Annotated in this window: 23 protein-coding genes and 1 pseudogene; 17 read left to right on the forward strand and 7 right to left on the reverse strand. The window is 64.7% G+C overall.

The annotated features are described in order from the left end of the window. Nucleotides 1-172: 172 nt before the first annotated feature. Both ASC89_RS04530 and ASC89_RS04535 read right to left on the reverse strand, forming a co-directional pair. Nucleotides 173-1,078, reverse strand: coding sequence for a hypothetical protein (locus tag ASC89_RS04530; protein ID WP_055995142.1), 906 nt, complete (start codon nt 1,076-1,078; stop codon nt 173-175). Next, nucleotides 1,075-1,650: a helix-turn-helix domain-containing protein gene (locus ASC89_RS04535; RefSeq protein WP_055995148.1), complete on the reverse strand. Its 576-nt coding sequence runs from the start codon at nt 1,648-1,650 to the stop codon at nt 1,075-1,077. The genes ASC89_RS04530 and ASC89_RS04535 overlap by 4 nt, the downstream gene beginning before the upstream one ends. 504 nt (nt 1,651-2,154) lie before the next feature. On the opposite strand from ASC89_RS04535, the gene ASC89_RS04540 reads away from it, so the two are divergent. Continuing rightward, nucleotides 2,155-2,874, forward strand: coding sequence for a LexA family transcriptional regulator (locus ASC89_RS04540; RefSeq protein ID WP_055995151.1), 720 nt, complete (start codon nt 2,155-2,157; stop codon nt 2,872-2,874). Nucleotides 2,875-3,252: 378 nt separating this feature from the next. On the opposite strand, the gene ASC89_RS04545 is transcribed toward ASC89_RS04540, so the two are convergent. Then, nucleotides 3,253-3,501: a hypothetical protein gene (locus ASC89_RS04545; RefSeq protein ID WP_055884243.1), complete on the reverse strand. Its 249-nt coding sequence runs from the start codon at nt 3,499-3,501 to the stop codon at nt 3,253-3,255. Nucleotides 3,502-3,667: 166 nt separating this feature from the next. On the opposite strand from ASC89_RS04545, the gene ASC89_RS04550 reads away from it, so the two are divergent. The 7 genes and pseudogenes from ASC89_RS04550 (at nt 3,668) to ASC89_RS29220 (ending at nt 11,016) form a co-directional block, all read left to right on the forward strand. Beyond that, nucleotides 3,668-4,066, forward strand: coding sequence for a hypothetical protein (locus ASC89_RS04550; protein WP_055995153.1), 399 nt, complete (start codon nt 3,668-3,670; stop codon nt 4,064-4,066). Nucleotides 4,067-4,309: 243 nt separating this feature from the next. Further along, a pseudogene (locus ASC89_RS28905) lies at nt 4,310-4,489 on the forward strand (DNA methyltransferase); the annotation flags it as partial. Between the two features lie 543 nt (nt 4,490-5,032). Next, a complete protein-coding gene (locus tag ASC89_RS28910; protein ID WP_244488397.1) occupies nt 5,033-6,100 on the forward strand; it encodes a hypothetical protein in 1,068 nt (355 codons plus the stop codon). Then, nucleotides 6,101-8,041 carry an N-6 DNA methylase gene (locus tag ASC89_RS04560; protein WP_082533174.1) on the forward strand — a complete coding sequence of 647 codons (1,941 nt, stop codon included), beginning with the start codon at nt 6,101-6,103 and terminating at the stop codon, nt 8,039-8,041. It begins immediately after the preceding gene. Between the two features lie 44 nt (nt 8,042-8,085). Next, entirely contained in the window at nt 8,086-9,168 is a 1,083-nt protein-coding gene (locus tag ASC89_RS04565) for a phospholipase D family protein (protein WP_244488396.1), read from the forward strand. 110 nt (nt 9,169-9,278) lie between these two features. Further along, nucleotides 9,279-10,445 (forward strand): DUF4268 domain-containing protein, encoded by a 1,167-nt coding sequence (locus ASC89_RS04570; protein WP_055995162.1) that lies wholly within the window; start codon nt 9,279-9,281, stop codon nt 10,443-10,445. Nucleotides 10,446-10,464: 19 nt separating this feature from the next. Beyond that, on the forward strand, nt 10,465-11,016 hold the full coding sequence (locus ASC89_RS29220; protein ID WP_082533180.1) for a thermonuclease family protein: 552 nt from the start codon (nt 10,465-10,467) through the stop codon (nt 11,014-11,016). Nucleotides 11,017-11,039: 23 nt separating this feature from the next. Here the strand turns inward: ASC89_RS29220 and ASC89_RS04580 are convergent, their stop codons facing one another. From ASC89_RS04580 to hisD, 3 genes are all read right to left on the reverse strand, one after another. Then, complete coding sequence (locus ASC89_RS04580) at nt 11,040-11,495, reverse strand: PH domain-containing protein (protein ID WP_055995165.1); 456 nt, start codon at nt 11,493-11,495, stop codon at nt 11,040-11,042. A 308-nt stretch (nt 11,496-11,803) separates the two neighbouring features. Next, entirely contained in the window at nt 11,804-13,189 is a 1,386-nt protein-coding gene (locus ASC89_RS04585) for a DUF4339 domain-containing protein (RefSeq protein WP_055995168.1), read from the reverse strand. Nucleotides 13,190-13,520: 331 nt separating this feature from the next. Next, nucleotides 13,521-14,834, reverse strand: coding sequence for a histidinol dehydrogenase (gene hisD / locus ASC89_RS04590; RefSeq protein ID WP_055995171.1), 1,314 nt, complete (start codon nt 14,832-14,834; stop codon nt 13,521-13,523). Between the two features lie 207 nt (nt 14,835-15,041). On the opposite strand from hisD, the gene ASC89_RS04595 reads away from it, so the two are divergent. The 6 genes from ASC89_RS04595 (at nt 15,042) to ASC89_RS04620 (ending at nt 22,050) form a co-directional block, all read left to right on the forward strand. Continuing rightward, on the forward strand, nt 15,042-16,562 hold the full coding sequence (locus tag ASC89_RS04595) for a M81 family metallopeptidase (RefSeq protein WP_055995174.1): 1,521 nt from the start codon (nt 15,042-15,044) through the stop codon (nt 16,560-16,562). A 50-nt stretch (nt 16,563-16,612) separates the two neighbouring features. Beyond that, nucleotides 16,613-17,911 carry an ABC transporter substrate-binding protein gene (locus tag ASC89_RS04600; RefSeq protein WP_162247901.1) on the forward strand — a complete coding sequence of 433 codons (1,299 nt, stop codon included), beginning with the start codon at nt 16,613-16,615 and terminating at the stop codon, nt 17,909-17,911. Nucleotides 17,912-18,399: 488 nt separating this feature from the next. Next, the gene (locus ASC89_RS04605; RefSeq protein ID WP_055995180.1) at nt 18,400-19,332 is read left to right on the forward strand and encodes a carbohydrate ABC transporter permease; all 933 of its coding nucleotides are present in this window, start codon (nt 18,400-18,402) and stop codon (nt 19,330-19,332) included. 1 nt (nt 19,333) lies between these two features. Further along, nucleotides 19,334-20,203, forward strand: coding sequence for a carbohydrate ABC transporter permease (locus ASC89_RS04610; RefSeq protein ID WP_055995183.1), 870 nt, complete (start codon nt 19,334-19,336; stop codon nt 20,201-20,203). Nucleotides 20,204-20,205: 2 nt separating this feature from the next. Continuing rightward, nucleotides 20,206-21,294 (forward strand): ABC transporter ATP-binding protein, encoded by a 1,089-nt coding sequence (locus ASC89_RS04615; RefSeq protein ID WP_055995186.1) that lies wholly within the window; start codon nt 20,206-20,208, stop codon nt 21,292-21,294. A gap of 6 nt (nt 21,295-21,300) precedes the next feature. Beyond that, nucleotides 21,301-22,050, forward strand: a complete 750-nt coding sequence (locus tag ASC89_RS04620; RefSeq protein WP_055995189.1) for an SDR family NAD(P)-dependent oxidoreductase — start codon at nt 21,301-21,303, stop codon at nt 22,048-22,050. 336 nt (nt 22,051-22,386) lie between these two features. Here the strand turns inward: ASC89_RS04620 and ASC89_RS04625 are convergent, their stop codons facing one another. Beyond that, nucleotides 22,387-23,427, reverse strand: coding sequence for a substrate-binding domain-containing protein (locus ASC89_RS04625; RefSeq protein ID WP_055995192.1), 1,041 nt, complete (start codon nt 23,425-23,427; stop codon nt 22,387-22,389). Nucleotides 23,428-23,687: 260 nt separating this feature from the next. Between ASC89_RS04625 and ASC89_RS04630 the strand changes: the two genes are divergently transcribed. The 3 genes from ASC89_RS04630 to ASC89_RS04640 are packed head-to-tail and all read left to right on the forward strand — an operon-like array spanning nt 23,688 to nt 26,549. After that, complete coding sequence (locus ASC89_RS04630) at nt 23,688-24,815, forward strand: aminotransferase class V-fold PLP-dependent enzyme (protein ID WP_082533181.1); 1,128 nt, start codon at nt 23,688-23,690, stop codon at nt 24,813-24,815. After that, on the forward strand, nt 24,815-25,840 hold the full coding sequence (locus ASC89_RS04635) for a succinylglutamate desuccinylase/aspartoacylase family protein (protein ID WP_055995198.1): 1,026 nt from the start codon (nt 24,815-24,817) through the stop codon (nt 25,838-25,840). The genes ASC89_RS04630 and ASC89_RS04635 overlap by 1 nt, the downstream gene beginning before the upstream one ends. Further along, nucleotides 25,812-26,549, forward strand: coding sequence for an MBL fold metallo-hydrolase (locus ASC89_RS04640; protein ID WP_082533182.1), 738 nt, complete (start codon nt 25,812-25,814; stop codon nt 26,547-26,549). The genes ASC89_RS04635 and ASC89_RS04640 overlap by 29 nt, the downstream gene beginning before the upstream one ends. Nucleotides 26,550-26,806: the final 257 nt, after the last annotated feature.

Below are 26,806 nucleotides of genomic sequence, written 5' to 3' on the forward strand. Positions count from 1 at the left end.
GGGGCGCGGCACCCGGCCGGCCCGCACCAGCAGCGCAGGCGGCCGAATTCGCCGGTGCGGATGGCTTCGCGGAGGCTGCCTTTGCCATAGGGGGCGTGAAGCGCGCCGCAGCCGTCGCAGCGGCGCTCGAAGACGTGGGAGCCACGGGCGGTTTCGGTTGCGCGGATCGGCATCAGTGCACCGCCTCGGCGACCAGCGCCCGGGCCGCCGCGACCACCTCGGGCTCGAACGACCAGGGGCTGGCCGGCGCCGGCTTGCCGCGCACCGTTTCGCAGGCGGCCCACAGGGTGGCATCGAGAATGCGGTCGAGCCGCACCATGGTCACCGCCGGCCGATCGGGGTCGATCTGCAATGCCAGCCCCACCGCCTCGCGCCAGGCGCCATCGCCGAGCCACTTGGCGAGATGCGGGGCATAGCGCCGGCCCGCCTCCTTGCTGCGCCCGCGCGCCGCACAATCCTCGGCGAACCAGCTTTGGTAGCGCCGCGCCGCCGCCAGCACCGGCTGGCGTTCGGCGGAACCGAGGGCCGCGAACGCCGCTTCGGCCCTCGCCCGCGAACTGGTGGGGTTGCGCGGGAACACCGACCAGAGCGTCGCGAAGATTTCGCGCGTTTCGGCTTCAGGCACTGGCGGGGGTGGGTTGGACTCCTCCTTCTCTCCTCCTTCCTCCTCCATCTGCGCGAAGAGTTCGGCAGTGGTGGCGGCGGGGTGGGGAATTGCTTCCGCATTGACCGGGCTGAGCCCGACATAGGCTTCCCATTCGGGCCGCAGCAGGCCCGAGGAGTTCGGCTTTTTCGGCCGCTGGAAGGCACGGAAATTGCGGATCAGCCCGATCGGCCGGCCGCCTACCGCCTCGCGGCGCACGAACCCGCCGGCGATGAGCTCGTCGAACAGGCCGGTCATCTCGACCGCATCGACCGGGAAGATCCGTGCTCTCAGGGTCAGCGGCTTCCACTCGAACACGCCATCGTCGAACGCCTCGGTCCAGAGCCCGATGAGCAGCAGCCGGGCCGGGGCCGAGAGCGCCATGAAGGCCTCGTCGGTCCAGAGCCCCGGGTGGATGGAGCGGATGCGGCTCATCGCGCACCCGCCTGCTGTGCTGGGCGGGCCGACGCGGCGGCATCGCCAGCTCTGGCCTCGAGCTCGGCCGCATAGCGGCGGATGTTGTAGAGCACGGTGGTGTGGTCGCGGCCGCCCAGGTGCCGGGCGATCTCGGGCAGGCTGATCTGCCGGCCATTGACCAGCACTTCGTGGCGGATGCGCCAGCTCGCCTCGCGCCGCGCCGCGGTGACCGGCGCCCGCCGCGACGAACCTGACAGTTCGACCCGGCTGATCCGGTGTTTGGCCACCACCTCGTCGATAATCTCGCGCGCCGTCAGCGGACGGACAACGACGGGGCCAAACTCCATGGTCTCGTAAGGCGCCGGCTCGCGATAATCCGGCCAGGCCTCCGCCGCCGGCAGCAGCGGCTGCGGCCGCGGGCGCGGCGTGTGGAACGGCCGCACCACGAGGTTCGAGGCGGGCAGGGGGTGCCGGGCGGCGCGGCGGATGCGCGCCTCGCGGGCCCGCCGCTCCTCGGCGAGGCGCTGCTGGCTGGGGCTGGCATCGGCCGCCCGCACCGGGGCGAGGCGAAGCTGGCGATAGAGCATCATGAGCTCGGCTCCATGGGCAAAGGGGTGGCGTTCACCGGCGCGGGGCGCGCCGGCGGGGGGGTGGTCTATGGGCACGCGGGCGGCGGCGATTACGCCGGGCTCGCGAGCAGGGGCGTGAAGTTCAGCGCCGGCGCATCAGCGACGAGGAAGCCCTCGCGCCCGGCGGCGGCATCCAAAGTGGCGGGTGGGGCGGATTGCCGGGTTCATGCCGGCGTTGCCGCCCGCCCGAGCTCCGGTTTGACGCCGGGCATGAAACCCGACGCATCCGCCCCTGCGACTGCGCCCGCCCGCCGGCAGGCTCGGGAGTTCGGCGCGAGGTCTTCCTCGTCGCCTCGGCGCGAGGTCTTCCTCGTCGCCTCTCGGGCTTGAACTGGCCGCAGCGCGGCGACTCGAACCGAAGATGTCGTTGCTGCTGCTCATGGGGTGATACACTGAGCATTAATGCACAACGTGTCAAGCATAAATGCATGATGCATTTGTGCACAAGGGTGCTAGGTTATGCACATGGCAGAACCCAACCAGCTCGCCGTCGAGTATGTGCGCCACGTGCTCGGCGTCACCGGCCTGTCGCCGACGGGCCTGGCGCTCAAGGCCGGCATTTCATCGACCACGCTGACCCGGCCGCTGAACTCGGCCGAGTACAAGTTCGCGCTCACCAACACCACGCTCAGCAAGATCGAGGCGGCAACCGGCATCGCCTATCTGAGCTTTGCCGCCGCCCACAGCACCGACCAGCTGCCGCCCGGATCCGAAGCGCCGGCCCAGCCCCGCACCGCCGGTCAGCCGGTGCGCTACGTGCCGGGCGAGCAGGTGGTGCTGAGTGGCCGGCGTAACCTCTTGCCGGTGTTTTCGGGCGCCATGGGCGGCGATGGGAAGCTCATCGTCAGTTCCGATTTCGTCGACCACATGGCCATGCCCGCAGCGCTCGAGGGGGTGCAGGGCGCCTATGGGCTGATCGTCGATGGCAGCTCGATGAACCCCGAATTCTGGGAAGGCGACATCGCCTGGATCAACCCGCACCTGAAGCCGGCGCGCGGCCGCAACCACGTCTTCTTCCACACCCCGCCCGGCGGCGAGGATGCCGAAGCGATCATCAAGCGGCTCAACGGCTGGAACGATCGCGAGTGGCAACTCGAGCAGTGGAACCCGGCCAAACAATTCACCGAATCCCGCCGCATCTGGCCGATCTGCCACCGCGTGGTCGGCAAATACGAAGCGCCGTAGGGCAGGGGCCCCGGCCGGTCGTCAGGTCGGGATCCCGCCCCAGCCTCGATGCACACCTCCCCCTTGACGGGGGAGGCAAGCGAAGCTTGGGAGCGCCAGCGACCTAGCGCAGCTCGGAGGGGGTGCGCGGCAGGCGCCAACCATCGTGCCTCCCACGACCCCCTCTCTTGCGAAAACTAAGGACTTAGCTGCGCTAAGCCCAAGTTTTCGCTTTCTCCCCCGCCAAGGGGGAGAGTCCCGACTGATGCTCCGATGCGTATGGTGGCCACTGATCATCTCCCCCCTTGCGGGGAGAAAGCGATTTCTTGGGCTTAGCGTTTGCTAAGTCCTAGAAATCGCAAGAGAGGGGGCGTGGAGCCACGCTGCCCCGAGCCCCCCTCAGGCCGCCGCCTCAGCCAGCAACTCATCCGACACCGCCCCCAGCCGGCAGATGATCTCCGCATCCTGCCACTCCCCGGTCGCCGGGTCGCCGCTGCGCGAAAACGCCACCGCCGCCATCCGGTCGGCCATCAGCCGCTCGCACAGCGCCCGGGCATAGCGCGCATTGGGCACCTCGCGGCTTTCCTCGGGGATCGGATAGCCGTTCTTCCCCGCCACGAACCCCTGCACGACGTAATAGGTCACCATCCCCCGCAATCCCCTGAAGTTCACCTTTTGTTCACATTCAAATACCAGCGCCGCGACGGAGTCGAGTCGGTCTCGTGACTGCAGCGTGATGTGCATTCGTGCATGGCATCGCTTGACGATATTTGTGCATTAATGCATCGTCATGCCATCGCACCTGGAGCTGGCAATGACCTCCTACCTGATCGAGCGCGGCCCTTACCCCATCGCCGCCGAAACCATCCGCACCGCCCTCGGCCTCAAAACCACCGCCCTCGACCTCCTCATCACCGCCGGCATCACCTCGATCTGTTCGATGAGCGTCCGCCCCGTCACCCGCGAAGTCTGGGATGTCACGGTCGACGAAGATCCGGCAACCTTCGGCGTCCCCCTCTCGATCAGCGCCCCCCGCGAAACCGCCGCCGACCGCCGGCTGGTGCGGCGGGTGGAGTATGTGGCGGATGATTTCGCGGTGGCGAAGGCGCGGGAGCGGGTGGAGCGCTGGTGCCGCAACCAGCATGAGGTGGCGCTGGCGCTGCTGGCGGAGCGGGAGGGGCAGGGGGCAGTGGGGCTGGCGGAGGTGGCTTGAGGGCTGGGCCGGGGCGCTATCGCCCGCGGCGGCGGGCAAGCTGAAAACCGATAAGGAAATGCAGTTGCCGGTGGCTACCGTCCGAGATGCGTCGACCTGATTTTGGCGCCTGCACGCCCCGCAACACACGGGAAGTGCCAAAGCGAATCGTATCGAATTGTCGTGACTAATGCGCGCCGTGGGAGATCATGAGTTGCGACGAGTCGGACGCGATGCTAGCGGGAGGGCGGAGACCGCGACCTTATGGCAACTTTAGACCTATATGAGCAGCCGCTCGACTCCAGCAGGGCGGGAGCTCTGTTCAATGCGTTTCCATATCCAACCAAAATCTCGCCAGAGGCCATCGCACTGTATATCGCGGCTCACACACGGCCTGGCGATACCGTTTTTGATGGCTTTGGAGGCAGCGGCACCACCGGCGTGGCGGCAAAGCTATGTGCTGCGCCAACGGACTCGATGATAGCTACAGCGCGCCGCCGAAACCTCACTGTCGAATGGGGAGTAAGGCATGCTGTTGTCTACGAACTTAGCATTCTAGGGGCCTTCGTGGGCCGAACGCTATCGGATCCACCGGCCCCAGATGACTTTCATGCGGCGGCAACGCAACTACTTGAGGATGCAGAGGCAGCGACGGGTTGGATGTATGTTGCGAAGGATCTCAGCGGTGCCGACGGCCGAGTTAGGCATATCATCTGGTCGGACAACCTCATATGCCCAGCTTGCAAGCAAAACGTAACGCTGTGGGATAGCACCGTTACTTTAGCCCCGGCTGCCATAAGCTCCACTTTCGCGTGCCCAAGCTGTGGACACCGAGCACCAGTCGAATCTGTTGATCGTCACTCATCGAGCACAACCGATGGTTTGCTCGGCGCGGCAGTCGTTTCTCGCGTGAGGTCGATTGCGCGTGTTTATGGCGAGACGGGTCGAAAAAAGTGGTCACGGTCGCCGCTCCCTAGCGACGCAACTTTGCTCGGTGCAATTGCCACCCACGCGCTGCCTACGGCCGTTCCCTATGCAGCAATACCGTGGGGGGATCTGCATCGCTCAGGCTATCATCAGGGCATTTCGCATCTTCATCAGCTTTATACCCGTCGGAATCTGGCGGTGTTCGCTGATATGTGGGGGCGCGTCGAGGCCTTTCCGCGCGGCGTGCAGGAGGCTCTTCGATTTTGGTTGCTAAGCTATAATGCATCGCATGCAACCATAATGACACGGGTTGTCGCAAAGCAGTCCATGCCCGACCTAGCAGTCACCAGCGCTCAGCCTGGCGTTATGTACGTCAGCGGTCTGCCAGTTGAGAAGAATCTATTTCTGGGACTTCGCCGGAAGCTAAAGACTATCGTCGAAGCGTTTCGCATGCTTCATGGACTTCCCGGCAACGTAAAGGTGTTTCAGCGATCGAGCACGTCAGTCAGCCTGCCCTCCGGCACGGTGGACTACATATTTACGGACCCACCGTTCGGCGCAAATATCCCATACGCGGAGCTGAACTTCATAAATGAGGCTTGGCTAGGGAAGGTGACCGACAAGACTGACGAGGCCATCGTTAGCACTAGCCAAGGGAAGTCAATTGAGGACTACCGAACCTTGTTGACGGCCTCCTTCACAGAGATGCGCAGAATCCTCAAGCCTACTGGACGAGCTACCCTAGTATTCCACTCTGCGGCCGCGGAAGTGTGGAACGCACTGCAGCGGGCGTATTCGGAAGCAGGCTTTGATGTGCTCACTGCGGGTGTCCTCAACAAAACCCAAGGCAGTTTCAAGCAAGTCACAACTGATGGTGCTGTGCGCGGCGATCCCATGCTGCTGCTCGGACCAAGGGCGACGGGTCGCTCGCAGCCGGCTGCTTCCGTTTGGCAGGTCGCAAGCGAACTCTATCGCGAGGCGGCAGCAGCACCCGATGCGGTGGAGTTGTCTCCGCAACGGCTCTATTCACGGTTGGTGAATCACTTCCTGAGTAGACATCAGCTGGTGCCCGTCGATGCTCAGGACTTTTATTCCTGGTACGGTCGCTACGCGCCAGAGGGGGATTAATTGCCCATTGGGTCTGCGGCCTCTGCCCGATCGCCAGAAAGGGCGTTTGAGCTCGCGCTCGACCCCGACAGGCGTAAGCAGCTTGGGCAGCATTTCACAGGACGCTACGTGGGTGAGCTTCTCGCCAGACTTGCTCTAAGGCCTTCTACGCGCACTGTACTCGACCCGATGGCCGGGCATGGCGATTTGCTCGTTTCTGCAATTGCGGTGGCGAAAGATCTGAACGTCGAGCTAAGCGAAGTAGTTGGCATCGAGGTCGATCCAAGGGTCGCAGAGTACTGCGATAGGCGGGTATCTGGCGATTCGAGTGCGTCAGTTAGTGTGTCGAACGCCGATGCTTTCGAAGTAGATTACTCTGATGTGCTGGACGGCACAGGGTTCGACTTAGTAATCGCGAACCCGCCCTATGTCAGGTACCAGCTGCTTCCCGATGGTGGTGTAGGCGTCCGGCGGAAGCTTCGTCAGATCGTGCACCAAATGCCAGACTGGCCGTCTCGCGGAGTATGGTTGCATCTAGTTGACGGATATTCCGGTCATGCAGACCTCTCCGTACCAGCCTGGATTCTGGCAGCGCTTCTGACGCGTCCGGGTGGTCGTCTCGCGATCGTTGCTCCCTCGACTTGGCGCACGAGAGACTACGCTCAGATACTCAGATATCTGATGGCGCGGTCGTTCGAAATCGAGGTTACGGTCTCCGATAGTCACGGCGGGTGGTTCCCTGATGCCCTCGTTCGCACGGAACTGATAATTGCCAGGCGGCTTGAGCGTGACGTTGAACGGCAGCCGGTTCACCTTCGCAAGGAATTAGGTACGACGCTGCGGGCCGAACTTCGAGAGGGTGCAGGGACCGATCCCGCCGATCTTGCGTCGTTCATTACTTCCCCGCAATCGGCGACAGTCCTGCCCGGATTGAAGTTGGAGACCTTAAGCCTGTCGGACGAATGGCAGTCGCTCTCGCAGGATTCGAGCGCTAGGCCGTGGTTCAAGCTGGCTGAAGAAGCCGATCTTTCGCGGAAGAACACGATCGTGTCCGAAAGGTCGTTGGCCGACCGTCCTAACTGGATGACTCTGGATGAGTTGGGCGTCTCAGTCGGGCAGGGCTTACGATCAGGCTGCAACGACTTCTTTTATGTTACCGAGCTTGCGCGCTCAGGTTCGACTGTGACCGTGCGCGTTTCACGCCTCTTAGGTGGCCATACGATATCGGTACCCAGCGCGGTACTGGCGCCGATTTTCCATCGGCAACTAGATGTCAAACGATGGCGAGACGGTGAAGAACCCAAGGTTCGTGTTCTCTGTTTGCAAGACTGGATCCTTCCTGAACATGCGGGTTCAGATGCTAGGAAAACTATGCCCATGGAATTGGCTGACCATGTTAGGCGCGCCGCCACAGTCAGGACGAAGCAAGGCGTTCCAATTCCTCAGCTCAGTGCGGTCAAGACCAATGCAAGTCCGGATGGACGATCGTTTTGGTACTCGCTGCCGCGCTTTACAGAGCGGCACTGCCCTGACCTTTTTGTAGCGCGGGTAAATCACGGGTCGCCAAACGTGGAGATGAACACAGGGCGGCGCCACTTGGTAGACGCCAACTTTTCAACGGTCTGGACCTCGAGGAAGGTGTTTAGCACTCCCGGACTGTTTGCATTGCTCAGTAGCGCTTGGTTTCAGCTTGCTCTCGAGTCTGCCGGCACAACCATGGGCGGAGGGGCGCTTAAATTAGAAGCCACTCAAATACGCCGCATCCGCCTCCCCCGATTCAATGAAAATCAGATTTCCGAGCTTAATGAGCTAGGCGCTGCAGCGGAATCTGGTGCCAATCTATTTGGCGAGATTGATAAGTTCGTTCTGGCTGCCGTCAACGACCGGGATACGACTGCGGAGAAATTGCAGGCTGCGATGCGGGACCTGCGGGGGCGACGCGGACATTCTGTGTTGACTTAACGTGGAGTTGTTCTGATCATCAGTTGGATGAGTTGGAGGATAACGTGATCATTGTTCAGAATGCGGCGTCTCCTGCTTCCATTCGTAACGCCGCGAATGACTTGATGAGCGATGGATTGCACTCGCTCAAGGCTGCATCGGCTTACGTAACCATGGGGGGGACCACGTTACTACTAAACGCCGCGTCGTCCTTCCTGGGACAAGCGAGCTTTGCCGCTTTGCCGAAGAAATTAGTGACTTCGTTCGATTTCGGCCTTACCGAACCGGCCGCCCTTCACCATTGGATGGGGCTTCCTAATACAACTGTGATGGTGGCGGGCAGTGCGTCGGTTTTGGCCGGCACACTCCGTCCGAGGCGTGCTTTCCATCCTAAACTCTACGCGTTTGAAAGAGGTGGGGGGCAGTCAAACGTGCTGGTTGGCTCAGCGAATCTCACAGGTAGGGGATTTAGCATAAACACAGAAGTGGCTTGGGTGACCAAGGGGTTGGCTACTGCTGAGGTCGACACTGCATTTGCCGAAGCCGAGCGCGATGCTACTCCGCTCACCGCAGCGTTGCTCGCAAGCTATGAGGCTCTTCGGGCAATGAACCCGCCGCCTCCGCCCATGCTGCTGGAGGTGGAGCCCGTTCCCGAACCCCCGCCGGTAGTTGCTGCGCTAGGTACCTTCCGAGTGGCGCTAGATTCAGGTGCGGTTGATCCTGCCGCGTTTGGCGAATTGTGGGTCCAAGGCGAGGCGTTGCAGGGGGGGTCTGGCAACCAGCTTGAGTTGCCGCGCGGGGCAAATCGGTTCTTCGGCTTCGCGTTTGCTGACTACGACTTCCCTGACAAGAAGACCATCGGGAAACCGGTACTGAGAAGTGGATCGAAAGTCTGGACCGACCGACTTCTGACTTGGCACGGTAACAACAAAATGGAGCGACTGAACCTACCGACGGTTGCAAAAGGTGGGTACGATTACGCAAACTCCGCCGTGCTGTTTCGGCGCCTTCCTGACGGCTCTTTTGAGGTTGTGGTTACTCCGTGGAACTCGGATCTGCGAAAGGCTTGGCAAAGCGCCTCGGCTGTAAAGGGGACAATATTCCGTCTCGGAAGCGTTGCGACCAATCGCTTGGTGGGTCTGCTTTAGGCGGTAACGGCTACTTCTGCCCGAGCGGCCAGCACCGCGATCGCCAGGGTTTGATAACTTGCGTTCCAAGCAGGTTAGTTTGTCGCGCTATTGTCTTCCAAGAGGATGCCATGTTCCGTGTCGATCGAATTGCAAACTCGATCCAGCCGCTAGCAGCTCGTACTTTTTCGGAGCTTGGTTTCAGGGAAAGGGCTCACCTGCAGGAGTGGATCGCCAAGTATCCTTCCTGCCTGGGTGAGGAGCTGCTGATCATCCAGAAGGAGTTCGCGGGGTTTTCAGATACTCAAGAGCGGCTCGACCTGCTTGCCCTCGACAAGGAGGGCCGCCTGGTGATCATCGAGAACAAGCTCGATGATACGGGCCGCGATGTGACTTGGCAGGCATTGAAGTACGCGTCGTACTGCGCCAGCCTGAAGACAGAGAGCATCTGCTCAATCTATCAGGAACACCTCCAGAAGGCCGGCCAGGCGGGTGTCGCAGCTGAGCTAATTGCTGACTTCCTAGAGGTCGGCGATTTGGCGGAGGTGACGCTGAACCGCGGGATTACGCAGCGCATCATGCTAATAGCGGCAAACTTCCGAAAGGAGGTCACGTCGACGGTTATCTGGCTGATGAACTTTCGGCTGCAAGTTCAGTGTTTCAAGGTGACGCCTTGGTCGATGGGGGATGAGCTATTCCTCAACGTCGAGCAGATCATCCCGGTGCGAGATACGCAGGAGTTCGTGATTGGGCTCGCGGACAAGGCCCAGGACGAGGTCCATACAACTTCGGCTGATGCACGCCGCCATTCGGTACGTCGAGAATTCTGGACCGAGCTGCTCAAGGCCATGCAGGGCCGCTCGGAGCTATATCGCAACATCTCACCGGGCACCGCCACCTGGATCGGCGCTGGATCGGGGGTGCGAGGCATTGGGTTCAATTTTTCCGCGGCCGGGCGATATGGACGCGCCGAGCTCTACATCGACCGGGGTGAGCAGGAGGAGAACAAGTATGTTTTCGACTGGCTGCACGACCGTCGCGAGACAATACAGGCGGCGTTCGGCGGGCAGTTGGATTGGGAGCGGCTTGACCATCGACGCGCCAGTCGGGTGAAAGCGGAGATCGAAACCGACATTTACGACACGACCGAGTGGCCCCGGATGATCGAGTTCATGGCGGACGCGATGGTCAGGATGGAACGGGCGATGCGGGATCCCCTGCGGACGATCGCGCCTGAGCTCAAGGCCAGGCAATCGGGAACTGCGCTTGTTGCTGAGGTTGATGAGCCGGATAGCTGAGGTCTCCGAGGGGACGGCCATGAGACTCTTGCGATTATTGGTTCGATTGTTTGGCGGGCGAGGGCGCCTGCAAGTCGTTCGGGCACGTGAGGAGCCGCTAGTCCCGGTTTCGTTTGGCTGGCGTGTGGAACCACGCGTTGTCGTGCTTGAGCGCCCAGCACTGCCCCAAGCGGGGACCTTGCTGCGTGGCAAATGCTGGGTGATCGACGGCGACACCATCGTAATCGACAACGTCCGACTTCGGCTCGCGGGAATAGACGCGCCCGAGCTTGACCACCCCTGGGGTCAGCGGTCGAAGTGGGCCCTGGTGAAACTCTGCAAGGGCCAGACGATAACAGCGCGGATCAGACCCGAGCTATCCTATGACCGCGTAGTGGCCGAGTGCTTCCTGCCGGACGGTCGTGACTTGGCCGCCGAGCTGGTCAGCGCGGGACTGGCTCTGGATTGGCCCAAGTTCTCGGGCGGAAAGTACCAACATTTGGAGCCGCCCGACGCGAGGCGCAGGCTCTGGCGGGCGGAAGCGCGGCAGCGCGGAAGGATGCCACCTAACTCCCGGTCAATGCCCGAATAGCGCCCCGGCCGCGGCTCGTCCCCCTACCGCACGACAATCGAACTCCTGAGCGCGATCGGGTCCGCGATGAAATGCAACCCCTCGATCCCCGACCCGGTCCCCCGCACCACGATCGAGCCGTAGCCGAAAATGCGCCCGAGGATGGATTGGTCGACGATGACCGACTCGACCTTTTCCATGTTCATCTCGCCGGTCTGGCGGCGGATGAGGCCGCGTTTCTGGATGACGCGGCGGGTGGTGACGGCGATTTCGGTGGTCATCTGTTCGATCCAGGCGCCGGCGAGGCTCCAGAGGCCGAAGAGCAGGAAAGCTGCGCCCGCTATGGTAAGGGCCAGGCTGAGGCCGGGCCCGACCGGCGCGAGGATCAGGATCAGGCCGGCGGCGGCGAGGATCAGGCCGCGGAGATAAACGATCCAGTGCATGCGGCCGATGGCCAGCACCTGCTCATCAGGCTTCAGCACGCTTTCGACATAGCCCATCGCAGAGGACCTTCCGCTATCAACACCATGCCGTACGCTGCGCTTGTTGAGGCAGGCGCTCGACTCAACGGTCGCCGGGCATTCGGCAACGATACGTCCTGTTCCCTATTACGGGGCTAAGGGCAAGCCAGATGCCCTTGGCGTTGATGAGGTGGTGAGAGCAGGTCGGTTGACGTCAATCAAAAGGTTGACGCACGTTCCATCCGCGTCAACTCACAGGTTGACGTTGCCAGCCGGTGGGCCGCGCCGATTGTTGATCTGTCGCAAGAAGCGCTGCAGGTCTGGGCCAGGGCGCCGAGCGCCCCACCTCACCCTCCGACCCCCACACTCCTGAACAGCGCCTGCGTCAGCTCCGGCTCGATGATCTCGCGCGGGGTGGTGGAGAACTGGTCGATATAGACGATGCGCCAGAACTGGTTGCCGGTCTGGGCGGCGTAGACGGTGGTGGGGAAGCCGTCTGGGGCCATCTGGCCGCTGGCGGTCCAGACGCCGGGCAGGCTTGCCGTCGACCAGTTGCCGAGCGGGGTGGTGGCGCCCATGCCGCGGGCGAGGGCGGCGGTGTAGGTCGCCATGTCGATGTTATCAGCGGTTTCGACGCCGAGGAAGGCGGTAAGGCCGGTCTTCATGTAGGTGAAGCCGAAGAGGGTTGTGCCATCGGGGCCGGTGACGGCTTCGTATTGCCAGCCGGCGGGGATGGTGGTGGCGATCGCGGTGGTTGGGTTGGTCCAGGCACTGGGCAGCTCGAGGGCGTCGATGGCGCGCTTGTCCACGAGGTTAACCGCGGTGATCACGGCGTAGAGCGCGAGGCCGAACAGGATGCCCAGCGTGCGACGCAGGCGGTTCTGCGAGTGGGCGCGGACGGTCGCGACCTTTGTGTCGTAGGGCGCCGGCGTGCCGGCCAGCACCGCCCGGTAAGCCGAGACCATGGTGAATATGTTGATCAGCGGAATACCCAGCCCCAGCCCCTGGGCCCACACCCGGAACTCACGCTTGAGATTGCCGCCAAGGCCGAAGCGCGGCCGGCCATCGACGGGTTCGGCCCGGATCGCGAAAATGGCTTTGCCCAGCGAGTTGCCGGTGAGCGTGATGATGACGGCGTTGATCACCACCACGACCGGCAGCAACAGGAACACCATCGCCCTGGGATCGACGAAGTAGACCTGCAGGTAGAGCTTTGGGTTTACCCACGGCAGCACCCAGTAGATGCCGGTGAGCAGCACCGTGGCGATGATCGAAATGTCGATCGAGCGCGCGAAATAACGGGTCCATGGCCCCGCGAGCGCATGGGCCGCCAGCGCCGGGGCAAGGGTGAAGGCCGGCTCGCCGTCGTCGCCGGCGCGATGACTTTCATCGTCGCCGGCGCGTTGGCTTTCATCGTCGCCGGCGCGATAGCTCTCATCGGCGTCAGTACGATCGCTGCCCGGGCGATAGTCGCCGACGCGATCGGCGACAAGCACATCGCCATCGGCAGCATAGGCGGTTGCTTGCTGGCGGGCAGCGGGCAGGGGTGGTGGCAGCGCGTCATCTATCAGGTGCGCGAACTCGGGAGTATCGGCGAGCGGTGTCCACTCGGCCAATCCTTTGCGCCATACTAACGTCTCTGCCGTGATCTGACGGCTGGCGAAGAGGCTCTCGATCTCGTCGGCGGAATGCGGGCCGACGACGGCGCCCTCGGCTGAATAGTACCAATCCATTATGAAATCCCCCAAATTGGGCGGATCGTTACATGGTCCTGCGGCGGCTGTCATTAGTTTGTTGCTGGTTTGTTCTCGGGTGGTGGTGTGGGGCTTCCGAGTCAGCGGGAACCTGGTGTGATCGGGCAACGCTGGTGAGGCTGTGACATCCCACTGGGTCCCCGCGTTCGCGGGGATGACGCCGGTGGGGTGGGGAGTTGGGCCATTGGAACCTGGTTCTCATGGCCTTTCCCACACTGCTGCCGCCAGTGGCTGTGGACCCCCACCCCTGTCCCCTCCCCGCAAGGGGGAGGGAGACCAAAACACTGGCATCTCGGCTCCCGTCCCTGCCTCACCGCCGGCTGGCCGCCTCCGCATAGGGCACGTTCCGGCCGCCATAGCGGCGGACGCGGATGTTGGCTTGTTCGGCGTGGCCGGCAAAGCCTTCGAGCAGGCAGAGGCGGGAGCAATATTCGCCGATCATCGCCGAGGCCTCGTTGGTGAGGACGCGCTGGTAGGTGACGGTTTTCAGGAACTTGCCCACCCACAGCCCGCCGGTGAAGCGCGCCGCGCCCTTGGTGGGGAGGGTGTGGTTGGTGCCGATCACCTTGTCGCCGAAGGCCACATTGGTGCGGGGGCCGAGGAACAGGGCGCCGTAATTGGTCATCCGTTCGAGGAACCAGTCGGGGTCCGCGGTCATCACCTGCACATGCTCCGAGGCAATCGCGTCGGCGGTGGTCAGCATTTCCTCAAGCGTGTCGCAGACGATCACCTGGCCGAAATCGGCCCAGGAGCGGGCGGCGATGGCGGCTGTGGGGAGGATGGTGAGGAGCTGCTCGACCGCGGCGATGGTGGCGCGGCCCAGCGCTTCGGAATTGGTGAGGAGGATGGCCGGCGAGGTCGGGCCGTGTTCGGCCTGGCCGAGCAGGTCCGTGGCGCAGAGCTCGGCATCGACGCTGTCATCGGCGATGACAAGCGTTTCGGTGGGGCCGGCGGGCAGGTCGATGCCGATGGTGCCGAACAGCTGGCGCTTGGCTTCGGCGACATAGGCGTTGCCGGGCCCGACGATCATATCGACCTTGCCGATGCTGGCGGTGCCGAGCGCCATGGCGGCGACGGCCTGCACACCGCCGAGGCAATAGATTTCGTCGGCGCCGGCCAGGTGCTGGGCGGCGACGATGGCCTGGGCCGGCCGGCCCTCGAAGGGTGGGGCGGCAGTGATGATGCGCTTGACGCCGGCGACCCGCGCCGTGACCACCGACATGTGGGCCGAGGCGAGCAGCGGGTATTTGCCGCCCGGCACATAGCAGCCGACGGCGTTCACCGGGATGTTCTTGTGGCCGAGCACGATGCCGGGGAGGGTTTCCACCTCGATATCGGTGAGCGCGGCACGCTGGTGCTGGGCGAAGTTGCGCACCTGGGTCTGGGCGAAGCGGATATCGTCGAGCGCCGCCTCGCCGACGGCCGCGACGCAATCGGCGGTCTCGCTCTCAGAGAGGCGGAAATTGGTGCGGTCATAGTTGTCGAAGCGCTGCGACAGCTCGTGCACGGCGTCGTCGCCGCGCTTGATGATGCTCTCGATGATGGTTTCGACGGTGCTGCGCACCTGGCGGTCGGCCTCGGCGGTGGTGACGGCAGCTGCCGCGGTCTTCAGATAGCGGATCATTTCCAGTCCCTTGATGTGCTTGGCAACCCCGGTTTCCGGCCGGTTCGCCGCCTCTGAAATAGGCTGTGCAATGCTACTGCATCCGGATGCAGAAGGCTATTGCATCCGGATGCAATTGTTGCTTATCTTGCTCTCGCCGGATCGGTCGGCGGCCTCGCGGGGAGGGCGCAGCGACCAAGCCGGCCAGGAATCTAACGGGGTTGCTCGATGTTCAGGGTGTTGGTCCTCGAATGCATGCAGGAGGTATCCTCGTTCAATCCGGTGCAGTCGGCATACGAGAACTTTCGTATTGATCGGGGCAACTCGATGCTGAGCCAGCGCGGGCTCAACACCGCCATCGGCGGGGCGCTCGGGGTGTTCGAGGCTGACCCTGAGATCGCCGTGGTGCCGGGCTATGGGGCGCGCTCCGACAGCGCCGGCCCGCTCTCGGCTGCCGGCTGGCAGCGGCTGAGTTCCGAACTGCTCGAAGTGGTCGACCGCAATGCCGATGTCGATGCGGTGCTGGTGTCGCTGCATGGGGCGATGGCCGCGATCGGCGAGCTCGACCCGGAAGGCGCGCTGCTCAGCGAAATCCGCCGCCGGGTGGGGCCCGAGACGCCGATCGTCATGTCGCTCGATCTGCATGGCATCGTCACTGCCAGGATGATCGAGGCGGTGAACGGGCTCGCCATCTATTACACCTATCCGCACCGCGATTTCGCCGATACCGGCGCCCGGGCGGCGCGGGTGCTGCTGAAGCTGCTGCGGGAACGGCCGGCGACCACGATCGTCCGGGTGACGATCCCGGCGCTGGTGCGTGGCAACGAGCTGGTCACCGATACCGGCATTTATGGCGAATACCTGCGGGAGTGCCTGGCGCTCGAACAAAGCGGCGCGGCGATCGCGGCGGGGGTGATGATCGGCAACCCGTTCACCGACGTGCCCGAACTCTGCAGCCAGGTGCTTGTCATGACCGATCGCGACCCGGCCGAGGCCGTCAAGACAGCCGAACGGATCGCCGCGGCGTTCTGGGCCGAGCGCAACCGCATGCAGGCGCACCTGACGCCGCTCAGCGAAGCAATTGCCGGCGCCGAGGCGATCACCGATGGCACGGTGCTGTTTTCCGATGCGGCCGACGCGCCGTCATCGGGCTCGAGCGGGGATTCGAACCTCCTGATCCAGGGCCTCAGCGATGCCGGCTACAGCCGGAAGGTGCTGGCGCAGATCGTCGATGCCGGCGCCGCGGCGGCGGCGCACCAGGCCGGTGTTGGGGCAACCATCGAGGTGAACCTCGGCGGGGCGCTCGATACCAAACGCTTCAGCCCGATGCGGGTCGTGGCGCGGGTAAAACTGCTCTCCGATGGCGAATCCCGGCTCGAAACCATGGGCATTCCGTTGAGCGCCGGGCCGACTGCGGTGCTGACCTTCGACAACTTTACCGTGGTGGTGTTCAGCCGTTCGCTCAGCCTGTTCGACCGCGCCATGTACTACGCCAACGGCATCGATCCGGTGGATTACGACCTCGTCGTGGTGAAGTCGCCGCATACCGAACATCACATGTACGAGGCCTGGGTCAGGCGCAATTTCATCGTCGATGTCGCGGGCTCCACCTCGGCCAACCTGCCGACGCTCGGCCACACCGTATGCGCGCGGCCGATGTTCCCGCTCGATCCCGAAGTGCCGTTCACGCCTCGCGCCACACTGTTCCATTCACGCTTATCCACCACGGCAGCACGCGCTGTCGGGTGACCAACGACCGGCCCTTGGGGGGCCGCCAGCGACTACAGGGAGAACCACAAATGTCTAGAATTAAGACTTGGTTTGACGTGCATCGCCTTCGCCTCAGCCACGCGGTGCTGCCCGCCGCGGTGCTGGCCACCGGGCTCGCCGGCATCGCGCCGGCGGCGGCGCAGAATTTCAGCTTCTCGGTGATGGCCTCGGGCACCTATGACAAGGCGGCGGCGGATCTCGCGCCGGCCTTCGAGGCCAAAACCGGGGTGAAGACCACGGTGGCGGCGTTCCCCTGGGCCATCCTCAGGCAGAACAACATCACCGACGTGCTCACCGGCACCAACCAGTATCAGGTGATGAGCGGCGGCTTCTACCTCGTTGATATCTATCCGCATTTCGTGCCGCTGGCCGAGATGATCAAGGCGGAGAATCTCGGTGACGGGATGATCCCCGGGCTGATGGATCCGGGCCGCTCGGAATATTTCAACGGCCAGCAGATCGGCTTTCCCTACGGCACCGACGTCTATGGCGTGATGGTCAATGACGAGATGCTGAAGACCGCCGGGGTGACCGGCGAGTTCAAGACCTGGGCCGATTTCGTCGCAGCCTGCCCGACCATCGAGGCGGCCTTGCCCGATGTCGCGTGCTTCTCGCACCCGACGGGCAGCCCCGAGCAGATCAGCGCCTTTTTCACCGGCGCCTATGACGGCACCTATATCAAGGGTGGCAAATACGAGCTCGATACGACCAAGGCCGTGGAAGTGGGCAAGTTGATTGCCGAGCTCTGGAAGCACCTGCCCAAGCAGGGCAACGCCATGTCGTTCGACGAGGCCAATGCGGCGTTCCGCGACGGCAAGGCGGCGATGCTGGTGACCTGGCCTTCCTTCGCCAACAAGTTCCTCGACGAGGATACCAGCCCCTTGAAGGGCAAGTGGCACCAGGTGTCGTTCCCCGGGCCGGGCTATCCGCAGCTCAGCCAGTGGCAGCTGTTCATGGTCGATACGGCGCCCGACAAGGCGGTGGCCTGGGACTGGATCAAGACCTTTGCCGGCCCGGAAAATGCCGCGGCCAATTACAAGAAGTATGGCATCGGCTCCCCGTGGAAGGCGCTCTATGACGATCCGGAGCTGAAGGCGGCCCACACCCATGACTGGCCGGCCAAGCTCGCCGACCTGCCGCGGGCGCAGAACCCGGTACTATCAGGGGAGGCGTTGGATTTCCTCAACAACACGCTGCAGGATGTCGCCAACGGCCGCGTCTCGGCAGAAGACGGCATCGCCAGCATCAACCAGGCCTGGGCCAACTTCCCGGTCCCGGCAACGCTGCTGGAAGTTGCCGGGAGTGTCGGGGCGGTGGCGGCGGAGTAGGGGTATTGACCACCGGCGAAGGCAGTCTTCCTCCCTTCTCCCCTCAGGGGTCGCGGGACGAGGGCGTAGCCCTCGCCCGGAGGTGGCGCGGCGGACGACGGCGAGGCCGTCGCCGCGGGCCGGTTGAGGGGTGAGGTGGCTCAGCATGCGCTCGCTGAGAGGCTGAACCCCTCACCCTAGTTTCGCTGCGGACCTCACGGTCCTAGCTGCACTACCCTCTCCCCTCAGGGGAGAGGGGCGGACGGGGCGAGAACTTGGCCCCACCCACCGGCTGTCATCCCAGCGAAAGCTGGGACCCATTTCTCCACTTGCGCCCGCTGCGAGTTGGGTCCCAGCTTTCGCTGGGATGACACCGAGTTTGGGGTGAGTGCGGCGGGTCTATTCGACCAACGCGCCGCCACCAGCGGTGGGTTGAGGGCGCCGCCGGTGGCCCGACAAGCAACCGCGGAGGCACCACCTCCGCGTCACACTTCAGAGCAGGGCAGGGTATGTGGGTTTCGCGAACGGTTTGGGGCTTTGCCGATTGGCTCGAGAGTAAGATCGGCGAGCGCGGCATTCTGATCGCTTTCATCGTGCCGGCCGTGGCGATCGTGGTGGTGGCGCAGTTCTATCCGCTGCTCTACTCGTTCTACATTTCGCTGGTCGATTGGACGCTGTCGCGCTCCACCGAGCCGGGCGATTTCGTCGGGCTCGCCAACTACACCAAAATGGCGAGCGACAGCGTGCTGATCCAGGCCGTCGGCCGCACCATCTGGTTCGGGCTTGCCAGCACCGCGGCGCAGATCGTTCTCGGCTTCATCCTCGCCTACCTGACCATGGGCGAGACCCTGGCGTTGCGTGTCGCCCGCACCATCCTCATTCTCCCCATGGTGATCGCGCCCGTGGCAGTCGGCACGATCTGGCGGATGATGCTCAGCGCCAGGGTGGGGCCGGTCAACCAGGTGCTGCGCAACCTCGGCATCCCCACCCCCGACTGGCTGGGCGATCCGACCCTCGCCATGGTGTCCATCGTCATCATCGATGTGTGGGAATGGACGCCGTTCGTCTTCGTGATCTTTGCGGCGGCTTTGTCGTCGCTGCCGTCGGAAGTCTTGAAGGCGGCCGAGGTCGATGGCGCGACGCCCTGGCAGATCCTCCGCATGGTCATCCTGCCGATGCTGGCGCCGGTGGGGCTCCTGGTGGTGATGTTCCGGCTGCTCGATGCGCTGTTGACGCTCGATATCGTCTTTACCACCACCTTCGGCGGCCCGGGCTTTGCCACCCACACGCTCAGTTTCTGGATCTACCAGCAGGGGCTGCGCTACTTCAACATCAGCTATGCCGCGGCGATTTCCTGGGCCTCGCTGATCGGCTGCATGCTGCTGGTCGCCGGCCTCCTGGTCTGGCGGGCGCGCATTTCGCGCTGGCAGAAGGAGGCCTGAAATGGCGGCAAACCTCTCGCATGCCGCAACCAGCGGCTTCGGGCCCATCGGCCGCCGGCTGCTGGTCGTCGGCATCATCCTCCTGGCGCTCTTGGTAACGCTGGCGCCGTTCTTCGTCCTCTTCGGCAACAGTTTGAGGCCCGCCGACGAGTTCCTGTCGGATAAATCCGGGCTGTGGCCCAGCCAATTGACCTTCGAATATTACGCGGCGGTGCTGAGCGCCAATGGCACGACGTTCCGGATTCTCCTCAACTCGGTGATCGTCACCGCGGCGACCACGGTGATTGCGGTTACCACCGGCTGCCTCGTCGCCTATGGGCTGGCGCGGCTGAAGCTGCCGTTCCGGCTCTCGACCATTATCGGGCTCACCTTCCTGATCGTCAGGTTCTACCCAAAGATCACCATCGCCATCCCGTATTTCGTGCTGATGCGCGATTTCGGCCTGCGCGATACCTATGCGGCGGTGGTCATCGCCCATGTCAGCATGACGCTGCCGATCGTGGTGTGGCTGATGCTGGCGTTCTTCGAGGATTTTCCGAAGCAACTCGAGCAGTCTGCGATGATGGATGGCTGCGGCATCCTCAGGCGGTTCTTCTCGATCGTCCTGCCGCTCACCGTGCCGGCCATTGCCACGGCGGCGCTGCTCACCGCGTTCTTTTCGTGGAACGAGTTCCTCTTCGCCTCCGCCGTCGGGCCGCTCAACGCCAAGACGCTGCCGGTCGAAATCTCCGGCTTCATCACCGACAAGGGCACCGTCTGGGGGCCGATGTCGGCCATGGGCACTGTCATCGTGCTGCCGGTCATGGTGCTCGCGCTCATCGCTCAACGCTATCTCGTCCGCGGTCTCACCGCCGGCGCCGTCAAAGGCTGAAAATGGCAGGTTTGATCCTCTCCAACGTCTGGAAGAAGTTCGGTTCGGTGGTCGCGGTGCAAGCGCTCGATCTCGAAATCCGCGACCGCGAGTTCGTGTCGTTCCTTGGGCCCTCGGGCTGCGGCAAGACCACGACGCTCAACATGATCGCCGGGCTCGAAACCCCGAGCGAAGGCCAGATCCTGATGGATGGCCTCGATGTCACCAAGGTGCCGCCGCGGCTCAGAAACTTCGCCATGGTGTTCCAGGGCTACGCGCTCTATCCGCACATGACGGTGGCCGACAATATCGGCTTCGCACTGAAGGTGAGGAACCTCGACAAGGCGGAGATTGCGAAGCGGGTTGCCGACGCGGCCGAGCGGCTCGAGCTCAAGGAAGTCCTCGGCCGCTATCCGCGTCAGCTCTCGGGCGGGCAGCGCCAGCGCGTGGCGCTGGGGCGGGCGTTCGTGCGCGACCCGCATGTGTTCCTGCTCGATGAACCCCTCAGCAATCTCGATGCGGTGCTCAGGGTGCAGACCCGGGTGGAATTGAAGCGCCTGTTCGCCGATCTCGATACCACGGCGGTCTATGTGACGCATGACCAGGCCGAGGCGATGACGATGAGCGATCGCATCGCGGTGTTCCGCCACGGGGTGCTGCAGCAATTCGCCAGCCCGCTCGATATCTACCGCAACCCCGCCAACCGGTTCGTCGCCACCTTTGTCGGCAGCCCGCCAATGTCGGTGGTCGAAGCGACGCTCGGCGACGACAACCAGCTGCGGGCCTTCGGCACCAGCATCGCGCTGCCCGAGGCGGTGCTCGGGAAGCTCAAGGTGGGAAAGAGCTATGACTTGGGGTTGCGCGCCGAGGATCTGGTGCTGGCGCCGGATGGGCAGCTGAAGATGCGGGTCGATCTGGTCGAGCATTTGGGCGCCCAGACCATCGTTCATCTCTCGTCGTCGCAGGGGCGGCTGATCGCGCAATCGAGCCCGACCGAGCCGGCCAAGGCCGGCGACATGGTCGGCATCCGGCTCGATCCGGCAGGGCTTTACCTGTTTGACCGGCAGAGTGGGGCGGCTATCGTCACCCCCGGCCTGATCCGGCAGAACTGAGGGAACATGGGACGGCTCGACGGCTTAGCGGCGATCGTCACCGGCGCCGCCGGCGGCATCGGCAGCGCCATCGCGGCGCGCTTCCGGGCCGAAGGCGCGCGGGTGGTCGGCCTCGATGCGAAGCGGGCCGACGGGCTCGACGGGTTCGTCGCCTGCGACGTGGCGGATGGGGCGGCGGTGGACGCTGCCGTGGCGGAGGCGGTGGCGCTGTTGGGCAGCCGGCTCGATATCGTCGTCACCGCAGCGGCGCTGACCGGCGGCCGTGCAGCATTTCCCGATGTGAGCGATGACGAGTGGCAGCGCTATATCGATGTCAATCTGAGCGGCAGCTTCTATGCCTGCCGTGCGGCGGCGCGGGCGATGATATCAGGCGGCCGCGGCGGTTCGATCATCACCATCGGCTCGATCAACGCGCTGGCCGCAGAAGCGGGGGCACTGGCTTATGTGGCGTCGAAAGGCGGGGTTGGCATGCTGACCAAGGCCATGGCGGTCGATCTGGCCCGCCACCGCATCCGCGCCAACATGATCGCCCCGGGCCCGGTGACCGTGCCGCGCAACCGCGAGCTGTTCGAGACGCCGGGGTTCCGCCGGGGGTTTGCAGCGACCATCCCGATGGGCGCGGCGGCCGAGGCGGAAGATGTCGCCAATGCGGCGGTGTACCTGGCGGAGCCGGGCTCGGCGATGGTGACGGGGACCACGCTGGTGGTCGATGGCGGAATGCTGGCCCGGGTGCCGACGTTTGGCGGAGACGACTGAAGCTGGCAGTCGTGCTGGAGGGCACAGTTGCTGCCCAATACTCGGTGTCATCCCAGCGAAAGCTGGGACCCAACTATCAGCTGGCGCAGGCTGTGAAATGGGTCCCAGCTTTCGCTGGGATGACAGCCGGTGGGTGGGGAGGTTTCGTGCCTTCTACCGGCCGTGCCACAGCGCCCCCTCGCCCCTTTGGGGAGAGGGCTGGGGTGAGGGGCGCCAAGCGCGCCGGACCAGGCAGATCAGCTGACAGCCGCTCATCCGGTGTGCTTGGCTACCCCTCACCCTGACCCTCTCCCCAGAGGGGAGAGGGGACGTGGGCGGCACCGGCAGTGCCAGACGCTACCGCCCCCGCGCCCGTACCGATTTCCGCTGGACCAGCGTCCCCGGCAGCAGTGCCGAATGCTCCGCCGTCACCGCTTCCCCATCGCGTCGGGTCAGCAATCGGACCGCCGCTTCGATCATTGGCTCCACCGGTTGCGCGAAGGTGGTGAGCTCGTAAGTCGGCCACCCCGCCAGCGGGATGTTGTCGAAGCCGACCACCGAGATATCCTGCGGCACCGAGAGCCCCAGCCCGAAGCGCAGGGCGTCCATGCCGCCGAGCGCCATGATGTCGTCGGCGAAAAAGATCGCGTCGGGGCGGGTGCGGCCCAGTTCGAGCGCTGCGGCATAGCCGCCTTCATAGGTATATTCGCCGGTATCGAGCCGGCCGAACAGCGGCACGCCCAGCTCTTCGAGCCCCTGGGCAAAGCCGCGGCCGCGCGCTACGGAGGTGGCCGAGTGCGGATGGCCGCCGACAAAGGCCGGGCGCTTGTGGCCCATCTGCACCAGATGCTGCGCCACGGCACGGCCGCCCGCTTCGTTGTCGCAGGAGACGCTGGGCAGGTCGAGCTCGGGGATGGTGTAGCTGAACGGCAGCACCAGCCGGCCCGCATCGGCCCAGCGGCGCGCCATCTCGGCCGAAATGGTGCCGGTCATCACGACGATCGCATCGACATTATATTGCAGCAGCAGCGGCAGCTGGCTGTCGATCTGCTGGCCGGAGGGGACGCTGAACAACAGCGTCTGCAGCCCCATCTGCTGCAGCCGGCGGGCCAGCGGCTGCAGGATCGAAACGTAGAATGGGTTGGTCATGTTGGCGGTGACGATGCCGACAATGCCGCTGCGCCGCGTGGTCAGCGAGCGGGCGATGACATTGGGCTGGTAGCCCAGCTCGCGCGCCGCCTCGAGCACCTTGGCGCGCATCTTGGGGGAGATGGTGGCGCCCTCCGAGAATGCGCGGGAGATGGTCGATTGCGAGATGCCGAGCGCCTTGGCGAGTTCGCGCCCGGTCAGCGGCGCACGCCGGCCGGCATCACTCTCGTCCGCGCTGTCATCCGTCATCGAATAATCCTTGGGTGGCCGCCGCTGCATACCGATGCAGGACGTTTACAGCATGCTGCCGGCAACCACCAGAGATGGGGCCGAGGCACGTGCCCGAGCCCCCGGAAAAATCCCCGCGGGAGCAACGTGGTTCAATGTTGCATCCGGATGCAGCCTGATGTTTGATGGAGGCAGCGGCGGACTGAGGAGACCGGGTTTTGACGACAGACGATATTGTGGCGCGCTGGGGCCTGAGGCCGGTGATCAACGCCTCGGGCACCATGACGGTGATCGGCGCCTCGAGTGCGCGGCCCGAGGTGATCGAAGCGGTCAGGTCGATCCTGCCGCGCTTCGTCGAAATCGATGCGTTGCAGCAGGTGGCGAGCCGCACCATCGCCCGGCTCTGCGGCGCCGAGGCCGGGTTCGTCACGGCCTCCACCGCGGCGGGGATTACCCTCGCTGTCGCCGGAGCGATGACCGGCCTCGATCGCCCTGCCATCGCCCGGCTGCCCGATGCTTCCGGCCTGAAATACGAGGTGGCGGTCATGGCCGGGCACCTCATTTCCTATGGCGCGCCGGTCGAGCAGGCGGTGCGGCTTGCCGGGGCGGAAGTGGTCAGCGTGGGGCAGGCGACCTCGGTGGCCGAATATGAGCTCGAAGCGGCGCTCACCGAGCGGACGGCGGCGGCGCTCTATGTGATCTCGCACCACGCGGTGCAATACGGCATGCTCGGCCTCAGACGGTTCAGCGAAATTGCCCATGCGCACGGTGTGCCGGTCATCGTCGATGCGGCGGCCGAATATGGGCTCAGGCGCTTCATCGAGGAGGGGGCGGATATCGCGCTCTATTCGGCGCACAAGTTCTTGCGGGCGCCGACGGCGGGGATCGTTGCCGGCCGGCGCGACCTGGTGCGGGCGGCCTATCTGCAGAATGGCGGCATCGGGCGCGGCATGAAGGTGGGCAAGGAAGGCATTGCCGGTACCATCGTGGCGCTCGAGGCCTGGGAGACCACCGACCACGCGGGCCAGCGCGCAGCCGAGGCGCAGCTTCTCGCCCTGTGGCAGGCGGCGCTCGCCGGGCGGCCCGGCGTCACCGCCAGCATCGTTGCCGACCCGACCGGCAATCCGGTGGATCGGCTGGGGGTCAGCATCGATCCGGCGCTCGCCAAGACCACGGCGTGGAACCTTACCAGCCTTCTGGCGGCGGGCACCCCGTCGGTGGCGGTGCGGGCCGAGGCGCTGGAGCATGGCTATTTCGAGCTCGACCCGTGCAACCTCGACGCGGCTGAAGCGAAGGTCGTCGCCGCGGCGCTGGTGGCCGTGCTCGAGGCCAGCCTTGGCGGCGGCGTGCCGATGACCTCCTATGCCGAATGGTTCTCGGCACGTGAGAGCGAGATCTGGGATATCTGATGAGCAGCACACAGCAGCGGGTGGTGAGCACCCGCCTCAGCACCGATGTGGCGTTCGACGGGCCGGGCAAGCGCCATGGCTATATCCGCCTGCCGCAATCCACCCATGAATCCGCCTATGGCTTCGTGCCGATCCCGCTGGTGGTGATAGCGGGCCGGCCGGGGCCGACGACGCTGCTCACCGCCGGCAACCATGGCGACGAATACGAGGGCGAGGTGGCGCTCAGCAATCTCTGCCGCAACCTCGAACCTGAGCAACTGACCGGGCGGCTGATCATCCTGCCGACGCTGAACCAGCCGGCGGCGGTGGCCGGGCGGCGGGTGTCGCCGCTCGATGGCGGAAACCTCAACCGGGCCTTTCCGGGCGATCCGGGCGGTGGCGCGACGGCGCAGATCGCCAATTATGTCGAGCAGGTGCTGATGCCGCTCTGCGACACCGTCTGCGACATGCATTCGGGCGGCAGCTCGCTGCATTACGTGCCCTCGGTGGTGACGGCGCGCTGGGCCGATGCCGAGCGCTTCGAACAGTCGCTGGCGCTGGTGCGGGCGTTCGGCGCGCCCGCGGCCTATGTGCTCGATCCGCCCGGGCCGGACGATCCGACGCTGCTCGGCGCCGCCGGCCGCAAGGGCAAGCTGTTCCTCGGCACCGAGCTCGGCGGCTCCGGCGCACTGAGCGCCACGACGCTCGGCGTCGCCGAGGCCGGGTTGCGGCGCTTGCTGGCGCATCTGGGGCACCTGCCGGACGATGGCACGCCTGGGCATGAGACACGCATCCTGGTGGTCGGCGGGGCGGATTACTTCGTCCATGTCGATGATGGCGGGGTGTTCGAGCCGCTGGTCGAACTCGGCGACGAAGTGAGCGCCGGGCAGCCGGCAGCACGGGTGCACTTTCCCGAGCGGCCGTGGCTCACGCCGCTGGTGCTCACCTTCCAGCGCAGCGGCATGGTGCTGTGCAAGCGGGTGCCGGCGCGGGTGAAGCGCGGCGATTGCCTGTTCCATGTCGGCACCGATCATGAACCTCGATGACGACCTGCACCTCCTGATGAGCGGCGGGCTGGGGTTCGATCTCACCGATCCGCTCGATTGCAACGTCTACCTGGTGCGCGCCGGCGACGGCTGGCTGATGTTCGATGCCGGGGCAGGGCGGAGCGCCGCCGCGGCGCTCGATGGGCTGGACGGCATCACGATCAAGGCGCTGTTCCTGACGCATGGACATGCCGACCACTCGGCCGGCGCGGCGGCGGTGCGCCGACGGCTGGGGGTGCCGGTGCTCGCCGGCGCCGCGACGGCCAAGATGGTGGCGGCCGGCGATGAGGCGGCGATCAGTCTGGTAGCGGCGAAGGCGGCCGGGGGGTATCCCGCCGATTTCGCCTATGCGGCCTGCCCGGTCGACCGGGTGCTCGATGATGGGGAGCAGGTGGCGTTCGGCGCGGTGACGGTGACCGCGGTGGCGACGCCGGGGCATAGCCACGATCACATGAGCTATCTGGTCGAGGTGGGCACCCGGCGGATGCTGGTGTCGGGTGATGCGCTGTTCCACGGCGGCAAGGTCGGGGTGCAGGACGTCTACGACTGCAGCGTGCCGCAGATCTGCGCCTCGGTGCGGCGGCTCGCCGGCCTGGAGTTCGAGGTGCTGTTGCCGGGGCACGGGGCATTTTCGCTACGGGACGGGCGGAGACATGCCGAGGCGGCGATGGGGTATGTGGCGCGGATGGCGTGTCCGCCGTCGATCTAGGGTTTCAGGCTGCACGGCACTGGCAGTCGGGACGCCCTCTCCCGCTTGCGGGGGAGGGGGGACCACGCGAAAGCGTGGTGGGAGGGGGGTGCCCCACGCTCTGATCTTAGGTGCCCCACGCACCGACGGTGGGCGGATGGGGCAGGGCCGGTGTCTGCGTGAGCAAGCGGGAAGATCGCTGACACTATTGTCCGGATACATCGCTGACAGTTTTCACGGTGTTGGGGGCTGGTCGAGCTGGTCCGAACCTTGAGAGT

The sequence above is a fragment of the Devosia sp. Root413D1 genome (assembly GCF_001425235.1).
Lineage (GTDB): Bacteria > Pseudomonadota > Alphaproteobacteria > Rhizobiales > Devosiaceae > Devosia_A.